This window comes from Vibrio sp. THAF190c (assembly GCF_009363355.1).
Classification (GTDB): domain Bacteria; phylum Pseudomonadota; class Gammaproteobacteria; order Enterobacterales; family Vibrionaceae; genus Vibrio; species Vibrio fortis_A.
The window spans coordinates 1,176,927-1,199,165 of record NZ_CP045338.1; the positions used below are offsets into that span (position 1 = coordinate 1,176,927).

At 45.3% G+C, this 22,239-nt stretch carries 21 protein-coding genes; 20 read left to right on the top strand and 1 reads right to left on the bottom strand.

Annotation, left to right across the window (positions count from 1 at the left end; genetic code table 11):
• Positions 1–18: 18 nt before the first annotated feature.
• The 19 genes from aspS to FIV04_RS05445 all read left to right on the top strand — a co-directional run bounded on the left by aspS (position 19) and on the right by FIV04_RS05445 (position 18,748).
• Positions 19–1,800, top strand: a complete 1,782-nt coding sequence (gene aspS, locus FIV04_RS05355) for an aspartate--tRNA ligase (protein WP_152468470.1) — start codon at positions 19–21, stop codon at positions 1,798–1,800.
• A gap of 109 nt (positions 1,801–1,909) precedes the next feature.
• The gene (locus tag FIV04_RS05360; RefSeq protein ID WP_152468471.1) at positions 1,910–2,935 is read left to right on the top strand and encodes a GGDEF domain-containing protein; all 1,026 of its coding nucleotides are present in this window, start codon (positions 1,910–1,912) and stop codon (positions 2,933–2,935) included.
• Positions 2,936–3,044: 109 nt separating this feature from the next.
• The gene (gene ruvC, locus FIV04_RS05365; RefSeq protein ID WP_032549418.1) at positions 3,045–3,566 is read left to right on the top strand and encodes a crossover junction endodeoxyribonuclease RuvC; all 522 of its coding nucleotides are present in this window, start codon (positions 3,045–3,047) and stop codon (positions 3,564–3,566) included.
• A 153-nt stretch (positions 3,567–3,719) separates the two neighbouring features.
• Positions 3,720–5,180, top strand: coding sequence for a methyl-accepting chemotaxis protein (locus FIV04_RS05370; protein ID WP_152468472.1), 1,461 nt, complete (start codon positions 3,720–3,722; stop codon positions 5,178–5,180).
• A gap of 91 nt (positions 5,181–5,271) precedes the next feature.
• Positions 5,272–5,883 (top strand): Holliday junction branch migration protein RuvA, encoded by a 612-nt coding sequence (ruvA, locus tag FIV04_RS05375; RefSeq protein WP_032549415.1) that lies wholly within the window; start codon positions 5,272–5,274, stop codon positions 5,881–5,883.
• A 121-nt stretch (positions 5,884–6,004) separates the two neighbouring features.
• Complete coding sequence (gene ruvB, locus FIV04_RS05380) at positions 6,005–7,015, top strand: Holliday junction branch migration DNA helicase RuvB (protein WP_152468473.1); 1,011 nt, start codon at positions 6,005–6,007, stop codon at positions 7,013–7,015.
• A gap of 555 nt (positions 7,016–7,570) precedes the next feature.
• A complete protein-coding gene (cydA, locus tag FIV04_RS05385) occupies positions 7,571–9,157 on the top strand; it encodes a cytochrome ubiquinol oxidase subunit I (protein WP_032549413.1) in 1,587 nt (528 codons plus the stop codon).
• Between the two features lie 13 nt (positions 9,158–9,170).
• A complete protein-coding gene (gene cydB, locus FIV04_RS05390; protein WP_032549412.1) occupies positions 9,171–10,307 on the top strand; it encodes a cytochrome d ubiquinol oxidase subunit II in 1,137 nt (378 codons plus the stop codon).
• Between the two features lie 31 nt (positions 10,308–10,338).
• On the top strand, positions 10,339–10,446 hold the full coding sequence (gene cydX / locus FIV04_RS05395) for a cytochrome bd-I oxidase subunit CydX (protein ID WP_000270284.1): 108 nt from the start codon (positions 10,339–10,341) through the stop codon (positions 10,444–10,446).
• Positions 10,439–10,741: a cyd operon protein YbgE gene (gene ybgE, locus FIV04_RS05400; protein ID WP_032549411.1), complete on the top strand. Its 303-nt coding sequence runs from the start codon at positions 10,439–10,441 to the stop codon at positions 10,739–10,741. Before cydX ends, ybgE begins: the two co-directional genes overlap by 8 nt.
• A gap of 165 nt (positions 10,742–10,906) precedes the next feature.
• Entirely contained in the window at positions 10,907–11,344 is a 438-nt protein-coding gene (gene ybgC / locus FIV04_RS05405) for a tol-pal system-associated acyl-CoA thioesterase (RefSeq protein ID WP_150872871.1), read from the top strand.
• Positions 11,334–12,017: a protein TolQ gene (gene tolQ, locus FIV04_RS05410; protein ID WP_032549410.1), complete on the top strand. Its 684-nt coding sequence runs from the start codon at positions 11,334–11,336 to the stop codon at positions 12,015–12,017. The genes ybgC and tolQ overlap by 11 nt, the downstream gene beginning before the upstream one ends.
• A 3-nt stretch (positions 12,018–12,020) precedes the next feature.
• Entirely contained in the window at positions 12,021–12,464 is a 444-nt protein-coding gene (gene tolR / locus FIV04_RS05415; protein ID WP_152468474.1) for a protein TolR, read from the top strand.
• A 13-nt stretch (positions 12,465–12,477) separates the two neighbouring features.
• Positions 12,478–13,545: a cell envelope integrity protein TolA gene (gene tolA, locus FIV04_RS05420; protein ID WP_152468475.1), complete on the top strand. Its 1,068-nt coding sequence runs from the start codon at positions 12,478–12,480 to the stop codon at positions 13,543–13,545.
• 12 nt (positions 13,546–13,557) lie between these two features.
• A complete protein-coding gene (gene tolB, locus FIV04_RS05425) occupies positions 13,558–14,910 on the top strand; it encodes a Tol-Pal system beta propeller repeat protein TolB (RefSeq protein ID WP_032549407.1) in 1,353 nt (450 codons plus the stop codon).
• Positions 14,911–15,020: 110 nt separating this feature from the next.
• The gene (pal, locus tag FIV04_RS05430; protein ID WP_032549405.1) at positions 15,021–15,563 is read left to right on the top strand and encodes a peptidoglycan-associated lipoprotein Pal; all 543 of its coding nucleotides are present in this window, start codon (positions 15,021–15,023) and stop codon (positions 15,561–15,563) included.
• A gap of 31 nt (positions 15,564–15,594) precedes the next feature.
• Entirely contained in the window at positions 15,595–16,377 is a 783-nt protein-coding gene (ybgF, locus tag FIV04_RS05435; RefSeq protein WP_152468476.1) for a tol-pal system protein YbgF, read from the top strand.
• A 117-nt stretch (positions 16,378–16,494) separates the two neighbouring features.
• A complete protein-coding gene (nadA, locus tag FIV04_RS05440) occupies positions 16,495–17,556 on the top strand; it encodes a quinolinate synthase NadA (RefSeq protein ID WP_032549402.1) in 1,062 nt (353 codons plus the stop codon).
• A gap of 145 nt (positions 17,557–17,701) precedes the next feature.
• A complete protein-coding gene (locus FIV04_RS05445; RefSeq protein WP_152468477.1) occupies positions 17,702–18,748 on the top strand; it encodes a potassium channel family protein in 1,047 nt (348 codons plus the stop codon).
• Positions 18,749–18,856: 108 nt separating this feature from the next.
• Here FIV04_RS05445 and FIV04_RS05450 read toward each other — a convergent pair whose 3' ends face one another.
• Positions 18,857–19,426: a YecA family protein gene (locus tag FIV04_RS05450; protein ID WP_152468478.1), complete on the bottom strand. Its 570-nt coding sequence runs from the start codon at positions 19,424–19,426 to the stop codon at positions 18,857–18,859.
• Positions 19,427–19,597: 171 nt separating this feature from the next.
• On the opposite strand from FIV04_RS05450, the gene FIV04_RS05455 reads away from it, so the two are divergent.
• Positions 19,598–22,000: a hybrid sensor histidine kinase/response regulator gene (locus tag FIV04_RS05455; protein WP_152468479.1), complete on the top strand. Its 2,403-nt coding sequence runs from the start codon at positions 19,598–19,600 to the stop codon at positions 21,998–22,000.
• Positions 22,001–22,239 lie beyond the last annotated feature (239 nt).

The window sequence follows — 22,239 nt, forward strand, 5'->3', positions numbered from 1 at the left end:
GAGATTGGGAAATTCATTATGCGTACCCATTACTGTGGTAACCTGAACAAGTCCCTGGCGGGACAAACTGTAGAACTTTGCGGCTGGGTAAACCGTCGTCGTGATTTGGGCGGTCTTATTTTCATCGATATGCGAGATCGTGAAGGTATCGTTCAGGTAGTTGTAGACCCAGATATGGCAGATGCGTACGAAGTAGCTAACCAACTTCGTAATGAATTCTGTATCAAACTAACGGGTGAAGTACGCGTTCGTCCAGACAGCCAAGTAAACAAAGACATGGCAACGGGTGAAGTTGAGATCATCGCTAAAGGTCTTGAAATCATCAACCGTGCTGACGTTCTGCCACTAGACTTCAACCAGAAGAACTCAGAAGAGCAGCGTCTAAAGTACCGTTACCTAGACCTACGTCGCCCAGAAATGAGCGATCGCATCAAGCTACGTGCTAAAGCGTCTAGCTTTGTTCGTCGTTTCCTAGATGACAACGGCTTCCTAGACATCGAAACACCAGTACTAACGAAAGCGACACCAGAAGGTGCACGTGACTACCTAGTACCTAGCCGTGTTCATAAAGGTTCGTTCTACGCGCTTCCTCAGTCTCCACAGCTATTCAAACAGCTGCTAATGATGTCTGGTTTTGACCGTTACTACCAAATCGTTAAGTGTTTCCGTGATGAAGACTTACGTGCTGACCGTCAACCAGAATTCACTCAAATCGATATCGAAACATCTTTCATGAGCGCGGAAGAAGTACGTGCAACAACTGAGAAGATGGTTCGCAACATGTGGCAAGAGCTTCTAGACGTTGATCTAGGTGAGTTCCCAATCATGCCATTCTCTGAAGCGATGCGTCGCTTCGGTTCTGACAAGCCAGACCTACGTAACCCACTAGAGCTAGTAGACGTTGCTGACCTAGTGAAAGACGTTGAGTTCAAAGTATTCTCTGGCCCAGCAAACGACGAAAAAGGTCGCGTTGCAGTAATTCGTGTACCGGGTGGTGCTAAGCTAACTCGTAAGCAGATCGACGGTTACGGTGAGTTCGTTGGTATCTACGGTGCTAAAGGTCTAGCATGGATGAAGGTTAACGACCGTGCTGCAGGCATGGAAGGTATCCAATCTCCAGTTGCTAAGTTCCTAAACGAAGAAGTGATCAACGGTATTCTTGAGCGCACAGGCGCAGAGACTGGCGATATCATCCTATTCGGCGCAGACAAAGCAAACACTGTGTCTGAAGCAATGGGCGCGCTACGTCTGAAACTAGGTACAGACCTAGAGCTGACAGACGAGTCTGCATGGGCTCCGCTATGGGTTGTTGACTTCCCAATGTTCGAAGAAGACGACGAAGGCAACCTACACGCTATGCACCACCCATTCACATCACCTCTAGGTGTGACTGCGGAAGAGCTAAAAGCGAACCCAGCGGCTGCTAACTCAAACGCGTACGATATGGTTCTTAACGGCTACGAAGTGGGCGGCGGTTCTGTACGTATCCACAATGCTGAAATGCAATCTGCAGTATTCGACATCCTAGGTATCGAAGCTGATGAGCAGCAAGCTAAGTTTGGCTTCCTACTGGACGCACTTAAGTTCGGTACACCACCGCACGCAGGTCTAGCATTCGGTCTTGACCGTCTAGTAATGCTACTTTGTGGTACAGAGAACATTCGTGATGTTATCGCGTTCCCGAAAACAACGAATGCTTCTTGTCTACTAACAGACGCTCCAAGCCTAGCGAACCCAGCTGCGCTTGAAGAGCTAGCAATCGCGGTTAAAGCTGCTGAAAAGAAAGAAGAAGAAGAGTAAATTTAGTTAACTAACTCTTTAATTAGAAACGCCACTCCAGCTAGGAGTGGCGTTTTTTTTGCGAGTACGATAGGGTGGAAATTCAATAAGTTAATAAAATGTAAGTGGTATGGACGCCTTAAATATAGAAGCGACGGAACAGCTTCGACGTAAAGTACTAATTGGAATGTGTTTGAATTTGGGTGGAGCTGCGCTTTTTCTTGGTGTGGCGAATATCTTTATTTTTGAACACAAAGCTATGGCTCTCGGAGTGATGGAGATCTTCTACTTCTTTATCTCTGCTTTTATGTTGTTTTACATACGTAACCGAAGTCATCCTAAATGGTTTCTCGCATTTCATAGCTTTGTTCTCGCCTTCCTAATTATTTTCGGTACTCACTCCAAACTGATTGAAGAAGCACTTTTCGTATGGGCGATTGTCTTGCCAACGGTTTTTTACCTCGCAATGGGGAAACAAGTTGGTTTTTATTGGAGCCTAGTGTGTCTGATACTGGAAGTGTATGTCATTTATTTAGGGGCGAGTGCGACTGATTGGATTCCTGCAACATTATTGGCAAATTTTATCCTGGCGTATCTATGTATTTGGGTGGTTTCCCATGCTTATGAAACGAGTCGGGTTAGAGCTGTAACCGATTTAAAGGCCTTAGCGCTCCATGATGCTTTAACTGGTGCGCGAAATCGACTGGCATTGTATTCAACTGTTGACGGGCAAAAGGGTATCGATGAGCTTCAATATGCTCTGGTACTAGATATCGATGATTTTAAACAGTTTAATGACCTTTATGGCCATGATGCTGGCGATGCGGTGTTGGTTGAATGTGTAAAGCGAATCCAAAACATAGCAGGTGAATCGAACACGTTTCGCGTCGGTGGTGAAGAGTTAGTAGTACTGATCAGACATGGTGAATTTGATATCCAAGACGTTGTAACTCAACTTCATCGTGCAGTTAGTCGCCAAGTATTGATGTTTGGTGATGTAAAACTAAGCATATCGTTCAGTGCAGGGCTAGAAAAATACCGAACGACTGAAAACTTTGATACTGTACTCGCAAGAGCGGATGCAGATTTATATCAGGCAAAGCAAGCTGGCAAAAGTTGTACCTTCTATCAAGGTTCCAAATTTGCTGAATCGTAATACAGTGAGTTCCAGTTATCATTTCTCCTTAAGCCTGAGCGAATGCCTCGTTCATAATTCCGCTTACTACTTATCACTATCGGTACTGATCGAGAAGAAAGAACAGAAAATGTCTATTATCCTTGGAATCGACCCTGGCTCGCGTATTACGGGCTATGGGGTTATTCGTCAAAATGGTCGCCACCTGCAGTATCTAGGCAGTGGTTGTATCCGTATGTCTGAGAAAGAGCTTCCGGGACGCTTGAAACAGATTTATGCGGGTGTTAGCGAAATCATCACGCAGTTTCAACCGGACGTATTCGCAATCGAGCAGGTGTTTATGGCGAAAAATGCCGACTCTGCGCTCAAGCTTGGTCAGGCCCGTGGCAGTGCGATCGTTGCCGCTGTAAATGCAGATCTTCCAGTGCACGAGTACGCCGCTCGTCTTATCAAGCAAGCCGTAACTGGCAATGGCGGTGCAGACAAATCACTGGTGCAAAACATGGTGATGAGCATGCTTAAACTCCCAGCAAAACCGCAAGCAGATGCTGCCGATGCACTGGGTGTTGCAATTTGTCATGCCAATACCAACAAAACGCTGATCGCGCTAGCAGGTAAAGCAACCACAGCAAGGCGCGGCCGTTATCGTTAATCCTCCCAATTGATATTCCAATCGCCATCAATTACTTATCTTTGATATGAAATGAGACTTCAAAAACAGTTTTTGTTAAATAGGTTCGCATTCTATTTAACAATTAACTAACATTGGTCGGAGGTCTTACAAGTCAATCAAGGATGATTATCGATGAACCCAATTACATGGTGGCGATCGCTCTTTCTACCCAAAACTCATCAATGGGGCAGTAATGAGTCACGACAGGCGGACATTTTATTACTGTTTACTTTCATTGCGTTTATCGTTGGACTTTACAGTCTGATCAAATGGAGCAAACATGGCGAACAGCTATTAATTGCGACCTCTATCTTCCTCATAGTTCTTGAACTGGTTTCTGCCATCGTTTTAAAGCTCTCGAAAAATCCAATCTTGGCTCTTAATTTTGGTTTTGTCGGCATGGCTGTTCATGCGCTAAATATCATTTATCAAAGCGGCGGGGTCGTCGATTCTACTCAAGCTTACTGGGTGCCTTTGCTGGTGGTCGCTTTCTTCTTATCTGGAACTAGAATTATCGCCCTTACATGGAGTGCCTTAGTGATAGGTGTGGCGGTGGTAATGACCTCTATGCATTTGAACGGTGCAGTATTCCCAAATATCGCCCTAAATGAGCAGGCAATGGTGGTGGAGACCTGGTCTGGGGTCGTCATGCCATTGGTAGTGATATGCATAGCGCAAGCGTTTACCGCTAGACAGAAAGAGATTGCGATTGAGCAAGCCGAGGCTGCGAAAACAGAGAGTCAAAGTGTAGCTGCGCAAGCTACCCAAAGTGAAGCTCAGCTATCTGTTGTGTTAGACCACGCCAACAATAATTCACAGAGCTTGCAAGGCGTCTCAGTGCAGCTTGATCAGCAGTCAAAAGACCTCCACTCTCAAGTTGAAGTCCTAAACATGAACTGTGAATCTCAAGCGAGTGCCGCTGAGCAGATGAGTCAGCAGCTTCATCAGATGACGGAAGGGCTAGAGGAATCCAACTCTTTCGTCAACGAACTGAAAGAGCGCAGTGAAGCGGTTGGAGTCAAAGCGCAGAAAAGCTCAGAGTCTTTGGAAGCATCGACCAACGCCATTAGTCAGATTATCCAAAGTAATCAAGAGATCATGAAAGTGGCAGACCTGATTACGTCAGTAGCCGAACAGACCAACCTTCTGGCACTTAACGCAGCAATAGAAGCGGCGAGAGCAGGGGAGCAGGGCCGAGGCTTTGCGGTTGTGGCAGATCAAGTACGTGAGCTATCTGCGAAAAGTAGCCATTCTGCGATTGAGATCCGAACACTGCTGGACCGGAGTAAGGAAGAAGTTGAGCACGGGCGAACCATTATCGAAACCACGGAAGCTGAAATGAATGGCATTATTTCCGAGGTTCAGACCATCTCTTCAGATGTGAATCAGCTCACTGACATCATGACCATGCAGATGGGCTCTTTGCATGAGCTCGATCAGGCAAGTACCGAAGTTGCAAAGAGTGTCGCAGAGACCAAAACCGTATCTGGGCAAGTTGCATCAAACGGCATTCAATTGAATCAACAAGTCGATCTCGTTAAGCAATTAGTCACAAGTCTGAATAGCGCGGTGTCAAACGCCAAACACGCTTAATTAATTCCCCAATCAAATAGAAAGAACTGGATAAGCATCCAGTTCTTTTATATTCTGTCCATCAAATAATTTTCCATCAAGAGAGTAAGTTGTGATCGGACGTCTTCGCGGTATTTTAATTGAAAAACAGCCACCAGAATTGTTAATTGAAGTGAGTGGCGTTGGCTATGAAGTACAAATGCCAATGAGCTGTTTCTATGAACTACCTGCTGTAGGCGAGGAAGCGATTATCTATACTCATTTTGTTGTGCGTGAAGATGCCCAGCTGCTTTATGGCTTTAATACCGTTAAAGAGCGAGCTCTGTTCCGAGAAGTGATTAAAGCTAATGGTGTTGGTCCTAAACTTGGCCTTGGTATCCTTTCAGGTATGACTGCAAGCCAGTTTGTTCAGAGTGTTGAGCGTGAAGATATCTCAACGTTGGTTAAGCTTCCGGGCGTGGGTAAGAAAACCGCTGAGCGTTTGGTTGTAGAAATGAAAGATCGACTCAAAGGCTGGGGCGCAGGTGATCTGTTTACACCGGCAACGGATGCGGCTCCAATTGATTCAACACCGAATGCGCACGATGCTGAAGAAGAGGCGGTAAGTGCACTTCTCGCTCTTGGTTATAAACCAACTCAGGCTTCGAAGGTTGTGTCGCAGATAGCGAAAGATGGCATGACAAGCGAGCAACTGATTCGTGAAGCACTAAAATCGATGGTATAAACTCGGTTTACCTGTATACATAAAATGCACTCCGCAATACTTTGCCTTCAGCTAGAGTCGGGGAGTGCAGTGAAGAACTTAAATAGAACAAGAGCTTGTCACTCTTGAGTTGGAATGACCTATGATTGAAGCGGATCGCCTAATAGCGCCGGACAACCCAGTATTCAAAGACGAAGACGTCATCGATCGCGCGATAAGACCCAAAGCGTTATCGGATTACCAAGGCCAAGATCACGTGCGTGATCAGATGGAGATCTTCATCAAAGCGGCGCAACTTCGTAATGAAGCGCTCGACCATCTATTGATTTTTGGCCCTCCAGGCTTGGGTAAAACCACACTTGCCAACATCGTAGCGAACGAAATGGATGTGAATATCCGCACTACTTCAGGGCCTGTATTAGAAAAAGCGGGCGACTTAGCAGCGCTTTTAACCAACCTTGAAGAAAACGATGTGCTGTTCATCGATGAGATTCACCGATTGAGCCCAATGGTTGAAGAGGTGCTCTATCCTGCGATGGAAGATTACCAATTGGATATCATGATTGGTGAAGGCCCTGCGGCGCGTTCTATCAAAATCGACCTGCCTCCGTTCACCTTAATTGGTGCGACAACGCGAGCGGGCTCTTTGACATCGCCATTGCGTGACCGTTTTGGCATTACGCAGCGCCTTGAGTACTACAAGGTGGACGACCTACAAAATATTGTACAACGCAGTGCTGACTGTTTGGGGCTATCTATGGACCCTGAAGGCGCACTGGAAGTGGCACGTCGCGCCCGAGGCACACCTCGTATTGCTAACCGTCTGTTGCGTCGTGTCCGTGACTTTGCAGAAGTGAAGGGCAATGGTCATATTTGTGCAGATGTTGCTGACAAGGCACTTAACATGCTCGATGTCGACGCCAAGGGCTTTGACTATATGGATAGAAAGCTTCTGTTGGCGATTATGGAAAAATTTGGCGGTGGTCCGGTAGGTATCGACAATATGGCCGCCGCGATTGGTGAAGAGCGTGACACCATTGAAGATGTGTTAGAGCCGTATCTGATTCAGCAGGGTTATCTACAGCGAACCCCAAGAGGACGAATCGCTACCGATCGTGCTTACCTTCATTTTGGTATCGACAGACCAAGTTAATTAATCGTTGTGTTTTATAAACCCTGGTTGCATAAGCGCCGGGGTTTTTAGTTTTTTATAGAATAACAACTCTTTGCGCGAGTCGATATTAGTCGCCGATATGCCATTCCAAAACTGAAAACATTGATTTCAAATTTGACGTCGCTAACAAAAATTGAAATAAGTTGTCATAATTCTTGTTAATACTTTATGGGTAGTTGTAATTCAAATGTTGATTGAGTGATAGCGGCATGTCACAGATATCATGCCTCGTTATTACCAACCTAATAATTGGTGTGATTTTAATCATGTTTGGTTAAAAATAACTCTAAATTGCTCGTAGAAATTTGATACAAATCAACGCAGGGTTCTCCTATAAACCTTTTGAAACATACTGATTTTACCAGTAATATTAGCGCCAGCTATATTAGCTCATGCTTAACAATAATCTAACTATAACGGTACGTTTTTGCTACAAATTTCAACTTGTAATAACAATCACGTTAATTGTTTTAACATGGATTTTTGCGGTGAATAATCACACAAGTGTCATTCAGCCGACACAAAGGAGTTACCATGATTGATGTTGTTGATCTGTCGCGATTGCAGTTTGCACTGACAGCGATGTATCACTTCTTATTTGTTCCACTGACTCTTGGTATGGCGTTTTTGCTTGCCATCATGGAGTCTCTATATGTAATGACCGACAAACAAATTTACAAGGACATGACTAAGTTCTGGGGTAAATTGTTTGGTATCAACTTCGCTCTAGGTGTAGCAACCGGCTTAACCATGGAGTTCCAGTTTGGTACTAACTGGTCTTATTACTCTCACTATGTTGGCGATATCTTTGGTGCCCCTCTGGCAATCGAAGCGCTTGTTGCATTCTTCCTAGAGTCTACTTTTGTTGGTCTTTTCTTCTTCGGTTGGGATAGATTGTCAAAGCGTCAGCACTTAGCAGTAACATGGTTGGTAGCACTTGGCTCTAACTTCTCTGCGCTGTGGATCCTGGTTGCCAACGGCTGGATGCAGAACCCAGTGGGTGCTGAATTTAACTTTGAAACAATGCGTATGGAAATGGTGAGCTTCGCTGAAGTTGTCCTAAACCCAGTAGCGCAAGTTAAATTCGTACACACAGTGGCTTCTGGTTACACAACGGGTGCAATGTTCATCCTAGGTATCAGCTCTTACTACATTCTAAAAGGTCGTGACCTTGCCTTTGCTCGTCGCTCTTTCGCGATTGCTGCATCATTCGGTATGGCTGCGATTCTATCTGTAATCGTTCTAGGTGACGAATCAGGTTATGAGTTAGGTGAAGTTCAGAAAGTGAAGCTAGCAGCGGTAGAAGCTGAATGGCACACAGAAGAAGCACCAGCTGCATTTACTGTGTTTGGTATTCCAAACCAAGAAACAATGCACACTGACTACGCAATTAAGATCCCTTACGTAATGGGTATCATCGCAACGCGTTCTTTCGATAAAGAGGTAACCGGCCTACGCGATCTGCGTGACGAGCACGTTGATCGTGTCCGCACGGGTATGTACGCATACGAGCTTCTAGAAAAACTGCGTGCAGGCGATAAGTCTGAAGAGAACATGGCAGCATTTGATGAAGTGAAAGGTGACCTAGGTTACGGTCTACTTCTTAAGCGTTACACAGAGAACGTGGTTGACGCGACAGAAGAGCAAATCCAAATGGCAGCGGATGATTCTATCCCGACTGTTTGGCCTCTATTCTGGTCGTTCCGTATCATGGTCGCGTGTGGCTTCATCATGCTATTCGTATTTGGTGCTGCGTTTGTACAAACGTGTCGTCAAAAAATCGAACAGAAGCAATGGGTTCTTAAAGCCGCTCTATTCTCAATCCCACTACCTTGGATTGCGATTGAAGCAGGTTGGTTTGTTGCAGAATACGGTCGTCAGCCGTGGGCTGTAGGTGAAATCCTACCGACGAACGTTGCAGCATCAGCTCTGACTATTGGCGAGCTTTGGACATCACTATTTGCAATTCTTGCACTTTACACAGTGTTCCTAATTGCAGAAGTTTACCTAATGCTTAAATTTGCTCGCAAAGGCCCAAGTAGCCTTAAGACAGGCCGTTACCACTTCGAACAAAACGACAACTCTGTTGAAGACAAAGTTAGCCGTTCAGTAGAAGTATAAGTGAGGGAATATTATGTTTGATTACGAAATCTTACGACTTATTTGGTGGGTCCTAATCGGTGTTCTACTGGTAGGTTTCGCCGTGACTGATGGCTTCGACATGGGCGTTGCAGCTCTGTCTCCTGTTATCGGTAAGAGCGACACTGAACGTCGTATTATGCTGAACACCATTGCTCCTCACTGGGATGGTAACCAAGTTTGGTTAATCACAGCGGGTGGTGCACTGTTTGCTGCATGGCCTCTAGTTTACGCAACGTCGTTTTCTGGATTCTATCTAGCGATGTACGTAACGCTAGCAGCACTTTGGCTACGTCCACTTGCTCTAGATTACCGTTCTAAGATTGAAGATCCAAAATGGCGTAAAGCTTGGGACTACGCGCTTTGCTTCAGCGGCACAGTTCCACCAGTTATCTTTGGTGTTGCTTTTGGTAACCTCCTTCAAGGTGTTCCATTTGAGCTAAACAGCCTGCTGATGTCTGAGTACAAAGGTTCGTTCTTCGCTCTACTGAACCCATTTGCTCTACTGTGTGGGGTACTAAGCTTGATGCTATTTGTTATGCAAGGTGCAACTTGGCTGCAAATGAAGACGACTGAGTCACTACACGAGCGTGCTCGAGGTGTTGCTCAAATCACGGGTCTAATTGCGGTTGCGCTATTCGTAGCGGGCGGCTTCTGGGTTCAATCTATCGATGGCTACGTGATCACAAGTACGCTAGACACAATGGCTGACTCAAACCCACTAAACAAAGAAGTAGCTGTTCAAGCTGGTGCTTGGATGGCGAACTTTGAAACGTACCCAGCAATGTGGGCTGCGCCTATCCTAGGTGTGGTAATGCCATTGCTAGCGGTTGTAGCGTCTCGCTTTGAGCGTGGTGGTTTTGCATTCTTGTTCTCAAGCTTGTCAAACGCTGGTGTTATCCTAACGGCTGGTTTTGCGATGTTCCCATTCGTGATGCCTTCAAGCCTAATCCCGAACCACAGTTTAACAATGTGGGATTCAACAGCGAGTGAACTAACACTTGGCCTGATGACTGCGGTAGCGGCGGTAATGGTACCTGTGATTCTTGCTTACACGACTTGGACTTACTACAAAATGTTCGGTCGTCTTGATAAGAAACACATCGAAGATAACGACGTTTCAGCTTACTAAGCTAGAAGTGAAATAACTTAGGAGAAATTTTATGTGGTATTTCGCATGGATTTTGGGTGTACTTCTAGCATGTGCATTCGGCATCATTAACGCTCTTTGGTTAGAGCACTCAGAAATGATGGATAAAGACAGTGAGTAATCTCACTGAGCAAGTGACCAAGCTGCACCAACCTATGGACAAGACTCTTCTTCGAGTTTTGTCTCTAGTACTGGGCTTCGTGCATGTTGGCTTGGTTATGTGGGATCCTGAAGCCTACGCCGAGAGTATTGGCGGTTTCAATGCGGTCATCGGTCCAATGTTGATTTGGGCGGTGTGTTCAAGCATGGTTTTCGGGGTTGGTTTTAAGCCTAGAGCGTGGGTATGGCAATTGCTATTTAGCCCATATGCTTCACTCACAATTTTGCTCTACCTAACAGTGTTAAGGTTCATATAGCGGCGCAATGCCCGTGAATACAGGCTTTATCGCATTGTTTGGTTTTTAGCCGAAAAGAGGTCATCTTATACAGATGGCCTTTTTTTTCACCACACAAATCAAATATTTCATGCCGTTATACTATTAATGTCAAAGAGTTGAGTTATAGTGATATCTTTAACGTTTTTGTATTGTGGTATGAGTTTGCAGGGATCATCTAAGCCATTTACCTGGCCTGTCACCGTCTATTATGAAGACACAGATGCAGGTGGCGTCGTTTATCATTCCAACTACCTGAAGTTTTTTGAACGCGCTCGAACCGAGATGCTGCGCTCAATTGGGGTATCTCAGCAAGTCCTTTTAGAACAAAACATCGGTTTTGTTGTCCGACACATGGATATCGATTTTATCCAAGGTGCACGCCTTGATGATGCTTTACAAGTCATTACAAAGATTTATGAACTGAAACGTGCTTCCCTAGTATTCTGTCAGGAGATCGTAAATCCTGATGGCAAAGCATTGTGTAAAGCAATGGTTAAGGTAGCATGTATCGACAATCAGAAAATGAAACCTAAGGCTATGCCGACTTTTATTCTTACGGAGCTGACAAACAGTGACTGCTGAAATCTCAATTTTAGGCCTTATTTTAGAAGCCAGCTTACTGGTTAAACTGGTAATGCTTACCCTAATGGGTATGTCGGTCGTCTCGTGGGCGATGATCATAAAAAGAAGCAAAGTGCTTTCTCAAGCGGCGAAACACACAGAGACCTTTGAAGATAAGTTCTGGTCAGGTGTTGATTTGTCGAAGCTATACCAAGAAAGCAACAAGCGTAAAGACGAGCTGTCTGGTACCGAAGAGATCTTCTACGCAGGCTTCACCGAATTTGCACGCCTGCGTAAATCTAACGCGGCGTCACCAGATTTCATTATGGAAGGTACTGGCCGTGCGATGCGTGTTGCCGTTGCTCGTGAAGTAGATGAGCTGGAAACCAACTTACCGTTTCTTGCAACAGTTGGCTCAATCAGTCCATACATCGGCCTTTTTGGAACCGTGTGGGGCATCATGCACTCATTCATCGCATTGGGTGAAGTAAAACAAGCAACGCTAGCAATGGTTGCGCCAGGTATCGCAGAGGCACTTATCGCAACCGCGATGGGTCTATTTGCCGCGATTCCTGCAGTAATGGCGTACAACCGATTCAGCAGCCGTGTAGGTAAGCTAGAACATAACTACGCGACATTCTCTGAAGAGTTCCACAGCATTCTTCACCGTCAAGCGATGGCTGGCAGGGAATAATCGATGGCAGGATACCAACCTAAAAAGCGCAAAATGACCGCAGAGATTAACGTTGTACCTTACATCGACGTTATGCTGGTTTTGCTGATTATTTTTATGGTGACCTCGCCGTTCGTTACTCAAGGTGTGGACGTAGAGCTGCCACAAGCCTCAACAGCAAAATCGGCTCAAGATCTTCTCGGTGACGATAACGCTAGCTTTATCATTGTTGAAGTAAATAAAGACGGTGAACTAGGGCTAAGTGTAAACAACGAAGAAGTTCAACATGGTCTGTCATTAGAAGAGATCATTGTGCGAGTGAAAGCGGAGCTTTCAATTAAACCAAATTCACCAGTGGCTGTTGGTGGCGATGCTGCAACGCCGTATGCTGAAGTTGTTTTACTACTTGATGAATTAAGCCGAGCAGGGGTGCCTAAGGTTGGCCTACTGACGGACATAAGGGAATAACTCCGTAGCATTCATGAAAACAAAAAAGACTAAATCGAATAGCTTAAGTACACCACTTATCGTGTCGCTAGCGCTACACGTGGTGTTATTCGTTGTGCTGATTGTGGGTGCAGATTTTACTATGTCTGAGCCCGAGCCAAGCGGCCAAATGGTTCAAGCGGTCGTTATTGATCCGCAGCTCGTTCGCCAGCAAGCGCAGCAGATTCGTCAGCAACGCGAAGCTGCGAGTAAGAAAGAACAAGAGCGCCTTGATAAGCTACGCCGAGAAAGTGAACGCTTAGAGCGCAACCGTAAGGCGGAAGAAGAGAACATTCGCAAGCTGAAAGAGAAGCAAGCCAGAGAGGCGAAAGCGGCTCGTGAAGCAGAGAAGCGTCGCGTTGAGCAAGAGAAACAGCGTAAAGCTGAAGAAGTTCGTCTTAAGCAAGAGAAAGAGCGCGCAGCGAAAGCTGAAGCCGACCGCAAGCTCAAAGAGGCCGCATTAGTTAAAGCGGAACAAGAGCGTAAAGCGAAAGAGGCGGCTATTGCAAAAGCAGAACAGGAACGCTTGGCAAAAGAGCAAGCGGCTAAAGAAGCGGCAGAAAAAGCACGCAAAGAGAAAGAAGCCGCTGAACGTGCTGAAAAAGAGCGTTTAGCGAAAGAGAAAGCGGCAAAAGAAGCGGCTGAAAAGGCACGTAAAGAGCAAGAGCGATTAAAGCGACTTGAAGAAGAGCGTAAGCAGCAAGAAGCGGCACTTAACGACATATTTGCAGGCCTTGAAACCGAGGCTTCGCAAAACTCTTCAGCAAGACAACAATTTATTGGTGATGAAGTTCAGCGATATGGTGCGATTTATACCCAGCTCATAGAGCAAAACCTGCTGTTGGAGGATAGCTTTAGGGGAAAGTCGTGTAGGGTAAACCTGAAACTGATCCCAACTGGATCAAACGCTATTTTAGGTAGCCTTTCGATTCTAGAGGGTGACAGCCGCCTATGTGCTGCTACGAAACGAGCAGTAGCCCAAGTGCAGTCTTACCCACTACCGAAAGACCCAGATATCGTAAACTCGTTGAAAAACATTAACCTAACAGTATTACCAGAGTAAAAGGACGAACCCGTGTTAAAGAAACTATTACTGAGTTTTGTGTTTGTAATAGCGACCAGCAGTCAGTTTGCACACGCTGCGTTGGAGCTCGTTATTACCGATGGTATCAACTCTGCACGACCTATTGCGATTGTGCCTTTTAAATGGGAAGGCAAAGAGAAACTACCACACGACGTTTCTGCTGTGATCGCATCAGACTTACAGCGCAGTGGTAAATTCAGCCCAGTTGCAACCAGCAAAATGCCACAAACACCCTACAGCGAAGCGGACGTAGATTTCGATGCATGGACAAACCTAGGTGTTGATTCACTGCTGACAGGTAGCATTACTCAAGATGCGCAAGGTCAATACGTCGTGAACTACCAACTGGTTGATATCGTTCGCGGTCAGCTAACTAATGGCCAAAGCCGTGCACTGAGCGATGAAGGCCAACTGGTTCTTTCGAAAGACCACGTTCTTTTCAATAAAAAAGCAACCGTACCGGGCCCACGTTTACGTGAGTACGCACACCGTATTTCAGATCTTGTTTATGAAGAGCTAACAGGTGAGAAAGGCGCATTCTTAACGCGTATTTCTTACGTTGTAGTGAATGATAAGGACAAGTACCCGTACCAACTGCGCGTAGCGGATTACGACGGTTACAACGAGCGTCTGGTTCTTCGTTCAAAGCAGCCACTGATGTCTCCAGCTTGGTCTCCAGATGGTAAGAAACTCGCTTACGTGAGCTTCCAAAATGGTCAAGCGGAAATCTTTATCATGAACATCTACACCGGTGAACGTGAAAAGGTGACGTCATACCCTCGTCACAATGGTGCGCCAAGATTCTCTCCTGACGGTAAGAAATTGGCACTAGTGCTTTCGAAAACAGGCAGCCTTCAGGTTTACACGCTTGATCTACAAACTCGTAAACTGACGCAAATTACTCGCGGTCGTGCCAATAATACGGAACCTTTCTGGCATCCTGATGGCAAGTCTCTCATTTTTACTTCTGATCGCGGTGGTAAACCCCAGATTTATAATGTAAATTTGTCAGATAATTCTACCCAAAGAATTACATGGCAAGGCAGCCAGAACTTAGGTGGTCAAATTACCCCTGATGGTCGATTCCTGATTATGGTGAATCGCAGCAACTCTGGATTTAACTTGGCCAAGCAAGACTTGGAAACAGGCGCGGTACAGGTCCTAACTAAAACCTTACTAGACGAGTCGCCAAGTATTGCACCAAATGGAGGTATGGTCATCTATAGCTCTATTTACAACCAAACAAATGTACTGTCGATGGTATCTATCGATGGTCGTTTTAAAGCTAGATTACCGGCAACTAATGGACGTGTAAGAGCGCCAGCATGGTCGCCGTTTCTGTAGCCACGCTTAAAAGCAATTAGCTATTGATAGTAATAACTATTGTAGCAAGTAACTATCTATAGCAATTTATCGGCTGTAGAAACTAAGTTTGATAACGTAAGGAAAATAAGATGCAACTTAATAAAGTTCTTAAAGGCTTGATGATTGCACTACCAGTGATGGCAGTAACTGCATGTAGCTCAAGTGATGATGCAACATCTGCGACTTCTGGTACTGAAACTAACCAAGCAACTTCAGGTTCAGAAAACAACGTAGACACAACTGTTGTGACACCAATTGACGCAAACGGTCAACTGTCAGAGCAAGAGCTTAAAGAGCAAGCACTACGTGAAACTCAAACTATCTACTTCGCATTCGACAACGCTACTATCGCGGGTGATTACGAAGAGATGCTAGCAGCTCACGCAGCTTACCTAAGCAAAAACGTAGACATGAAAGTAACTGTAGAAGGCCACGCTGATGAGCGCGGTACTCCTGAGTACAACATCGCTCTAGGCGAGCGTCGTGCACAAGCTGTTGCTAAGTACCTACAAGCTCTAGGTGTTCAAGCTGACCAAATCTCTATCGTAAGCTACGGTGAAGAGAAGCCACTTCTTCTTGGTCAATCTGAAGAAGTGTACGCTAAAAACCGTCGTGCAGTACTAGTTTACTAATTAGTAGACTTTTTAATTGAGGAATAGCCTCATGTTCAGTAACACAAAGCGTGTCATTATGCTTTCGTTACTGGCAAGTGCAGCGAGCACCGCGCTCGCTGCACCAGCTCCAGTATCCGATCTTAATAGCACCACAACCAATTCAACTTCCTCTTCTACTCGAGCGGCTTCGAATGAAACCGATATCGAGCGTCTAGAGCGCTTGCTACAAAACCGCAATCGCGTTCAACTTCAAATGCAGCAACAAATGGACGACATGGCTCTTGAGATCAGTGAGCTACGTGGTCAACTTGAACGCAATAGCTACGACATGAAACAGATGTTAGAGCGTCAGCGTGAGCTGTTTATCGAGCTTGATAAAGTAAGAAGCGAAGTGAAATCATCAGCCTCTGCTGCCGCTGTTGTTCCGGCAACAGACGCGAAAGGCGCCGAAGGTACTTTCAGTACTGATGTTGATGAGCAAACCGCTTATCAAAACGCTGTGGATATGATCCTCAAACAGCGAGACTACACGGGTGCGATTACTGCATTCCAGAAGTTTCAAACAGACTTCCCAGATTCTACGTTCACACCTAACTCACACTACTGGTTAGGTCAGCTCTATTTTGCTAAGAAGCAAGATAAAGAGGCAGTGAAGAGCTTTGCAGCTGTTGTAGCTTACAAAGACTCAAACAAGCGCGCTGATGCTTTAGTGAAGCTTGGCGATATCGCTGCGCGTAATAATAACTCTGAGCAAGCGAAAAAGTACTACGAACAAGTGGTTGCCGAATACCCGAACAGTGCATCGGCAAAAGTAGCCAAGACTCATTTATAGTTCTTTAGTAAAAGAGGCGCATCAGCGCCTTTTTTTATGCCTAATCCTTTTTGATCCCAATCGTTGTACTGTGTAGAATGCTCTAATTCTCGGAAGAAGTTGCGTAGAGCAAGAGCAATGAGCCATATATTAGATAAAATCGACACTGTTTACCCATTCCCACCGAAGCCAGTTCCATTGAACGATGCTCAAAAGCAGGCTCACATAGCGAACATCAAAAAGCTACTAAAAGAAAAAGACGCTGTTTTGATCGCTCACTATTACACGGACCCTGAAATCCAGGCACTCGCAGAAGAGACGGGTGGTTTCGTAGGTGATTCGCTAGAAATGGCTAAGTTTGGTAATCGTCACCCAGCGAGCACACTGATCATCGGTGGTGTTCGATTCATGGGCGAATCCGCGAAAATTCTGACACCTGAAAAGCGCATCTTAATGCCAACACTAGAAGCTGAGTGTTCTTTGGATCTTGGCTGTCCAGCAGACAAGTTCACTGAGTTCTGTGATGCACACCCAGACCACACTGTAGTGGTTTATGCTAACACCTCTGCGGCTGTTAAAGCACGTGCTGATTGGGTTGTGACATCGAGTATCGCACTTGAGATTGTCGAAAGCCTAGATGCTGAAGGCAAGCCAATCATTTGGGGACCAGACCGTCACCTAGGTTCGTACATTGCTAACCAAACTGGCGCAGACATGCTCCTGTGGCAAGGTGAGTGTATCGTACACGACGAATTCTCTGCTGATGCATTGAGAAAGATGAAGTCTGTATACCCTGAAGCAGCAATTCTTGTACACCCAGAGTCTCCGGCTAGTGTGGTTGAGCTAGCTGATGCAGTTGGTTCTACGAGTCAGCTGATCAAAAAAGCGAAAGAGTTGCCGCATCCGCAAATGATTGTGGCGACAGACAAAGGTATCTTCTTCAAGATGCAGCAATTGGTGCCTGAAAAAGAACTGATTGAAGCGCCAACAGCAGGTGCTGGTGCAACATGTCGTAGCTGTGCTCACTGTCCTTGGATGGCGATGAATGGCCTAGAGGCGATTGAAAATGCACTTGAGAATGGTGGTGAGCAACACGAGATCTTCGTTTCTGACGAGCTACGCGTGAAATCTCTTATCCCATTGAACCGCATGCTTGATTTCGCAGAGCAGTTGAACATGCAGGTGAAGGGCAACGCGTAAGCAAAGTCTTCATCTTCAGAGTTTATAAGCCAGCATTCGTGCTGGCTTTTTTGTACCTTTTTCCTCGACTTTTACGCCAGATATCTTGTTGATATCGCGAATTTTTCCTAGCATGTAATTAACAAAATACTTAATTGAGGTGCAGATGGTTATCTGGTTACAGCTCAAGCGTTGGCTTCAGGCGAATCTATTCGTGTTAAACGGGAAGAACTTGCTGGTCGCGTTTGCAGGGTATGTGCTTACGGCATGGCTATTGTTGTTCATTGCTGGCGAGCACGATCTCACGTCCTCAATTACTACCTTCGCGTACTATCTGGTCGTGACGGCTTCAACGGTTGGGTATGGTGATTTGTCACCAACCACAGAGCTTGGTCAGTGGGTAGTGATTTTATTTGTGATTCCCGGAGGTCTCAGCTTATTTGCTGCTTTGCTCGGTAAGGTCGCAACCGAGGGTGTTGAATATTGGCGTGCAGGTCTGTTGGGTAAAAGGAGAATTCGAGTGGAAAACCACATTTTAATGTTAGGTTGGAATGAGCAAAGAACGATACATCTTATAAGAATGTTACAGCATGAAGAGACTGGTAAGCGCCCAATTGTGTTGTGTACTCGTTCTGATATAGAAAACCCTCTTCCGGGAGAGATCAACTTCGTTAAAGTGAACAGCTACACCGATGGTAAAGAGATGGAAAAGACGGGGATAGAGTCGGCAAGCTGTATCCTGATTGATAATCCAGAAGATGATATTACTTTGTCAGCAGCTCTGTACTGTGCGAATCGAAACCCTGATGCGCATTTGCTGGTTTACTTTAAAGACGAAGCTTTGAGCGATTTGCTCCACAAACATTGTCCAAATTCGGAGTGTATTCCGGCAGTGGGCGCGGAAATGTTGGCTAAAGCAGCTGTAGATCCGGGCTCGAGTGCCTTGCACCAAGAGTTGCTTAGCTCGACACGAGGCATGACGCAATACTCGACTTACTATCCAGAGAATGCAGAAACAACAACGGTCGCGCCTATCTTTAGTGTTTTCAAAGAGCGCTATCAAGCAACGTTGATCGCAATAGATCACGGTAAGGGGCAGGGGATCGAGCTTAATCCTGAGTTGAATGTTGAAGTTAGTGGAGGATCAAAGCTCTTTTATATAGCGGATGAACGAATCCCAGAGTTCAACTGGCAAACCATTACAAATAAATAGTGGAACCGAGTAATCCTTGGTTAACGAGATCAAAAAAGGCTTCCGATGGGAAGCCTTTTATTCTTTCGTTCATAGCATCACCGCGTGATGCATGCTCGATGTCATTCGTTATTGAGCTTCAGCCAAAGCGATACCGCGTTGCGTCAAGCCACATAGCATAACGGGTACAGCATTGAAGATCTCTTCAAACTGCTCCAAGCCTTCAACGCCTTGCTCTGCTAGTGTCGCAATAGAAGTCTCTGGATCGTAAAGCATGCTGATAGAAAGTAGAACGCCGCCAACCAGTGCGTTGTCTTCACTGTCTTCAGGCATCAAGGTTTCCCAGTCATCACGAGCGATCTGCCAACCTTGTAGCAGGCCCTCACAGAAATCACGAGTTGCTTCGTTCACTACTTCTTCTTCATCTAACTGACAAGCTTGTGGCCAAGTCCAGTTGCCTTCCATTAAAGCTGGGCGAGTTTCATTCCAAAGCGCAATGATAAGCTCAATATAGCTCTCTAGTTGTTCGCCATCAGTGAAAGGAGCAACTTCTTCACCGCCCCATAAGAATGGAAGCCATTCGTGCGGCGTTAACACGTTCGGCGCGGCTGCCATAGCAGTCACAAAGCCAAGTGTTTTGTGTTCTGTGATGAGTTTGCCTTCCAGCTCAGGAAGCGCAAGAATTTCTTGTAGTGTCAAACTGAAGTACCATAGTAGGTGAAACAAATTTGTGCTTATAGTACCAATCTTGCTGTCGCAATCAAAACCCAATCTAAAAAGGCTTGATGTAACTGGATATAGTCGCTAGCTTAAATAAAAAAGCAACAATAAAACTATATGCAGATACGTTCCTCTCTTAAGAAAAAAAGCATGGTTGCGCTTGGATTGTACCTAGCGACCTTTATTGCCATCATCGGCAGTGTCACCTATTTCGTTGTTGAATCGCCTGTACGAGCCAAGCTCCAGCAGAACCTAGACTTAAGGGCAGAAATCCTTTCATCATTAATTGAGGCACCACTCAATAGCTCAGAGGGCTTTTTACATAGCCTGGTGGGCCTTGCACAAGCTCAACCTGACTCAAAATTGTTGGCTCGTCATTTCAAATCGATTCTTGCGACCAGTGACGATACCATTATCAGTGCTGGTATTTGGCCAGAACCTTATGTGTATGAAGCAGATCGAGAACGAGACAGTTACTTCTTTAACAAAGCTGACGACGGGAAAATCGACCAGCTTTTCTCTTACAACAACCCTAAGTCGATGCTGTATCACCAAGAAGCATGGTACGCATCCGTCGCAGAAAAGCCCGTCGGCACTGTATCTTGGAGTGATGTCTACTTAGATCCATACACTCACATTCAAATGATTACGGCTTCAGCCCCGTTCTATTTGAATGGTAAGTTCTCGGGTGTCGCGACGGTGGATTTATCGTTAACCGAGCTTCTAAACTTCATAAAGAGCCACGCTGAAGAGTACGATCTCGGCATTACCTTGCGTGATCAACACCAACAAATATTGGTGACACACAATTTCAATCTGGTTGAAGGTATCTACATAAGTAAGCACAAGTTTGGTCAGTTTGATTGGCAGGTCGATGTCGTCAACTCCAAATTGTTGGTTGCTGATGAAGTATCTAGGCAGGTAATGAGTATTGAATGGGGTATCGCACCGTTCCTACTCTTATGTGTGATGGCCGGCTACTACCTATTAAATCGTTATCTGATCAGTCCAATTACCACGATTGCAGCTAAGGTTGATGGCTCCAAGGAGGGAGGCGTCATAGATGTTAACTACCAAAGCCAAGATGAGATTGGTTACCTGATAAAAACATTCAATGAAAAAACCGTATTCCTAGAAGCTGAGAAAGTAAAAGCTCAAGCATCAACTAATGCCAAAACGGCTTTCCTAGCAACACTCTCTCACGAGATAAGAACGCCAATGAATGCGGTTCTTGGTACCGCACAAATCCTTCTCAAGACGCCTTTAAACAGCGAGCAAGAGAAACACCTGCGCAGTTTGTACGAATCCGGCGATCATATGATGACGCTACTTAACGAGATCTTGGACTTCTCTAAGATAGAGCAGGGTAAGTTAGACCTGGATAACACCCGTTTCCCACTCGACTCCTTGATTGGCAGTATTAACAGTGTCTACTACACCTTGTCTGCGGAGAAAGGGCTGCAATTTAAGGTCTACACCGAAGTGCCAGCTGGTCGTTGGTACTTTTCCGATAAAGCACGTCTGCGTCAGGTTCTGTTTAACTTACTCAATAACGCAGTGAAATTTACCTCGCGCGGCTTTGTTGAAGTCTACTTCAAAGAGGTTACCCGAAATGGCAACACCTACCTGAACATTCGGGTTCGTGACACCGGTATAGGGATCTCCAAAGAAGCTCAAAAACGTATTTTCAATCCATTCGAGCAAGCTGAGTCTTCCACCACGCGTCGTTTTGGTGGTACCGGGCTTGGGTTAGCGATTGTGAAAAAAATCACTGAGTTAATGGACGGAGACATCCAAGTAACCAGTGAAGAGGGGATTGGCACCAGTTTTGATGTGAACTTGAGAATTGAGCCTACAGAACCCGGAGAGGTCGAAAGCCTACCGCATTCGAAGCTTAACTACTCAGGTTTAAAAGTCCTTATTGTGGAAGACAATCGCACTAATACGGTGATCATTGAAACCTTTATGAACAATAAAGGCTTCAGCTGCAAGAGCGTTGAAAACGGTGAACTTGCGATTCAGGCAGTGGCTTCTGAGCGCTTTGATTTGATTCTGATGGATAATCACATGCCAGTGATGGACGGTGTAGAGTCAACAACCGCGATACGTGCATTGGCTGACGATATGTCATCGGTGCTTATTTTTGGGTGTACTGCCGATGTCTTTAAAGAGACACGTGAACGAATGATTGGGGCAGGGGTAGATTACATCATAGCTAAGCCCATTGATGAGCGAGAGCTTGATGATGCGCTATTTAGGTTCTCTAACAAGCTCTATCAATATCATGGCTCTCAACCACAGTCGAATGAAGAGCCTGTGATCAAAGCTCCAGACAATACTGAGGAGCTCTTGGTGACTCTGTACATTGCACTTGAAGATCAAAGTATAGAATTAGCAACGTTTGCGTTGGAGAATCTACTTATCCATATTGAGCCGACGGAGGATTCTTTGCTTCCGTCATTGTTGACTCAAGCCATTCAAGAGCTTTCAAAAGGGCGCTTTCCTTCACAAGAACTCATCAACTCAATAACCGTTAATATTCCAGTTGAATAATTGTATTTAAATTACAGTAAATGAAGTACGGTTTGAATAAAAATTGAGCTGGATCTGTTTTTTTGGTCGAAGTAACTGGTTTTACTGTCAATTATGGTTGTAAATTTACAACTTTATTTTAAATTTGAAATCTATCACTGCAAATGTTGTGTTTTAATAGTGACATAATCTGGTTGGGTGTTGAATTACCCTTTTTATATGTTACTAAATCACTGAATTGGCAGTGGTATATTTTGGGT

What these genes read in the sequence shown, in the direction of transcription:
- aspS (WP_152468470.1), top strand. Translation starts at nt 19, where the DNA reads ATGCGTACCCATTACTGTGGTAACCTGAACAAGTCCCTGGCGGGACAA.
- FIV04_RS05360 (WP_152468471.1), top strand. Translation starts at nt 1,910, where the DNA reads ATGGACGCCTTAAATATAGAAGCGACGGAACAGCTTCGACGTAAAGTA.
- ruvC (WP_032549418.1), top strand. Translation starts at nt 3,045, where the DNA reads ATGTCTATTATCCTTGGAATCGACCCTGGCTCGCGTATTACGGGCTAT.
- FIV04_RS05370 (WP_152468472.1), top strand. Translation starts at nt 3,720, where the DNA reads ATGAACCCAATTACATGGTGGCGATCGCTCTTTCTACCCAAAACTCAT.
- ruvB (WP_152468473.1), top strand. Translation starts at nt 6,005, where the DNA reads ATGATTGAAGCGGATCGCCTAATAGCGCCGGACAACCCAGTATTCAAA.
- cydA (WP_032549413.1), top strand. Translation starts at nt 7,571, where the DNA reads ATGATTGATGTTGTTGATCTGTCGCGATTGCAGTTTGCACTGACAGCG.
- cydB (WP_032549412.1), top strand. Translation starts at nt 9,171, where the DNA reads ATGTTTGATTACGAAATCTTACGACTTATTTGGTGGGTCCTAATCGGT.
- cydX (WP_000270284.1), top strand. Translation starts at nt 10,339, where the DNA reads ATGTGGTATTTCGCATGGATTTTGGGTGTACTTCTAGCATGTGCATTC.
- tolR (WP_152468474.1), top strand. Translation starts at nt 12,021, where the DNA reads ATGGCAGGATACCAACCTAAAAAGCGCAAAATGACCGCAGAGATTAAC.
- tolA (WP_152468475.1), top strand. Translation starts at nt 12,478, where the DNA reads ATGAAAACAAAAAAGACTAAATCGAATAGCTTAAGTACACCACTTATC.
- pal (WP_032549405.1), top strand. Translation starts at nt 15,021, where the DNA reads ATGCAACTTAATAAAGTTCTTAAAGGCTTGATGATTGCACTACCAGTG.
- ybgF (WP_152468476.1), top strand. Translation starts at nt 15,595, where the DNA reads ATGTTCAGTAACACAAAGCGTGTCATTATGCTTTCGTTACTGGCAAGT.
- nadA (WP_032549402.1), top strand. Translation starts at nt 16,495, where the DNA reads ATGAGCCATATATTAGATAAAATCGACACTGTTTACCCATTCCCACCG.
- FIV04_RS05445 (WP_152468477.1), top strand. Translation starts at nt 17,702, where the DNA reads ATGGTTATCTGGTTACAGCTCAAGCGTTGGCTTCAGGCGAATCTATTC.
- FIV04_RS05455 (WP_152468479.1), top strand. Translation starts at nt 19,598, where the DNA reads ATGGTTGCGCTTGGATTGTACCTAGCGACCTTTATTGCCATCATCGGC.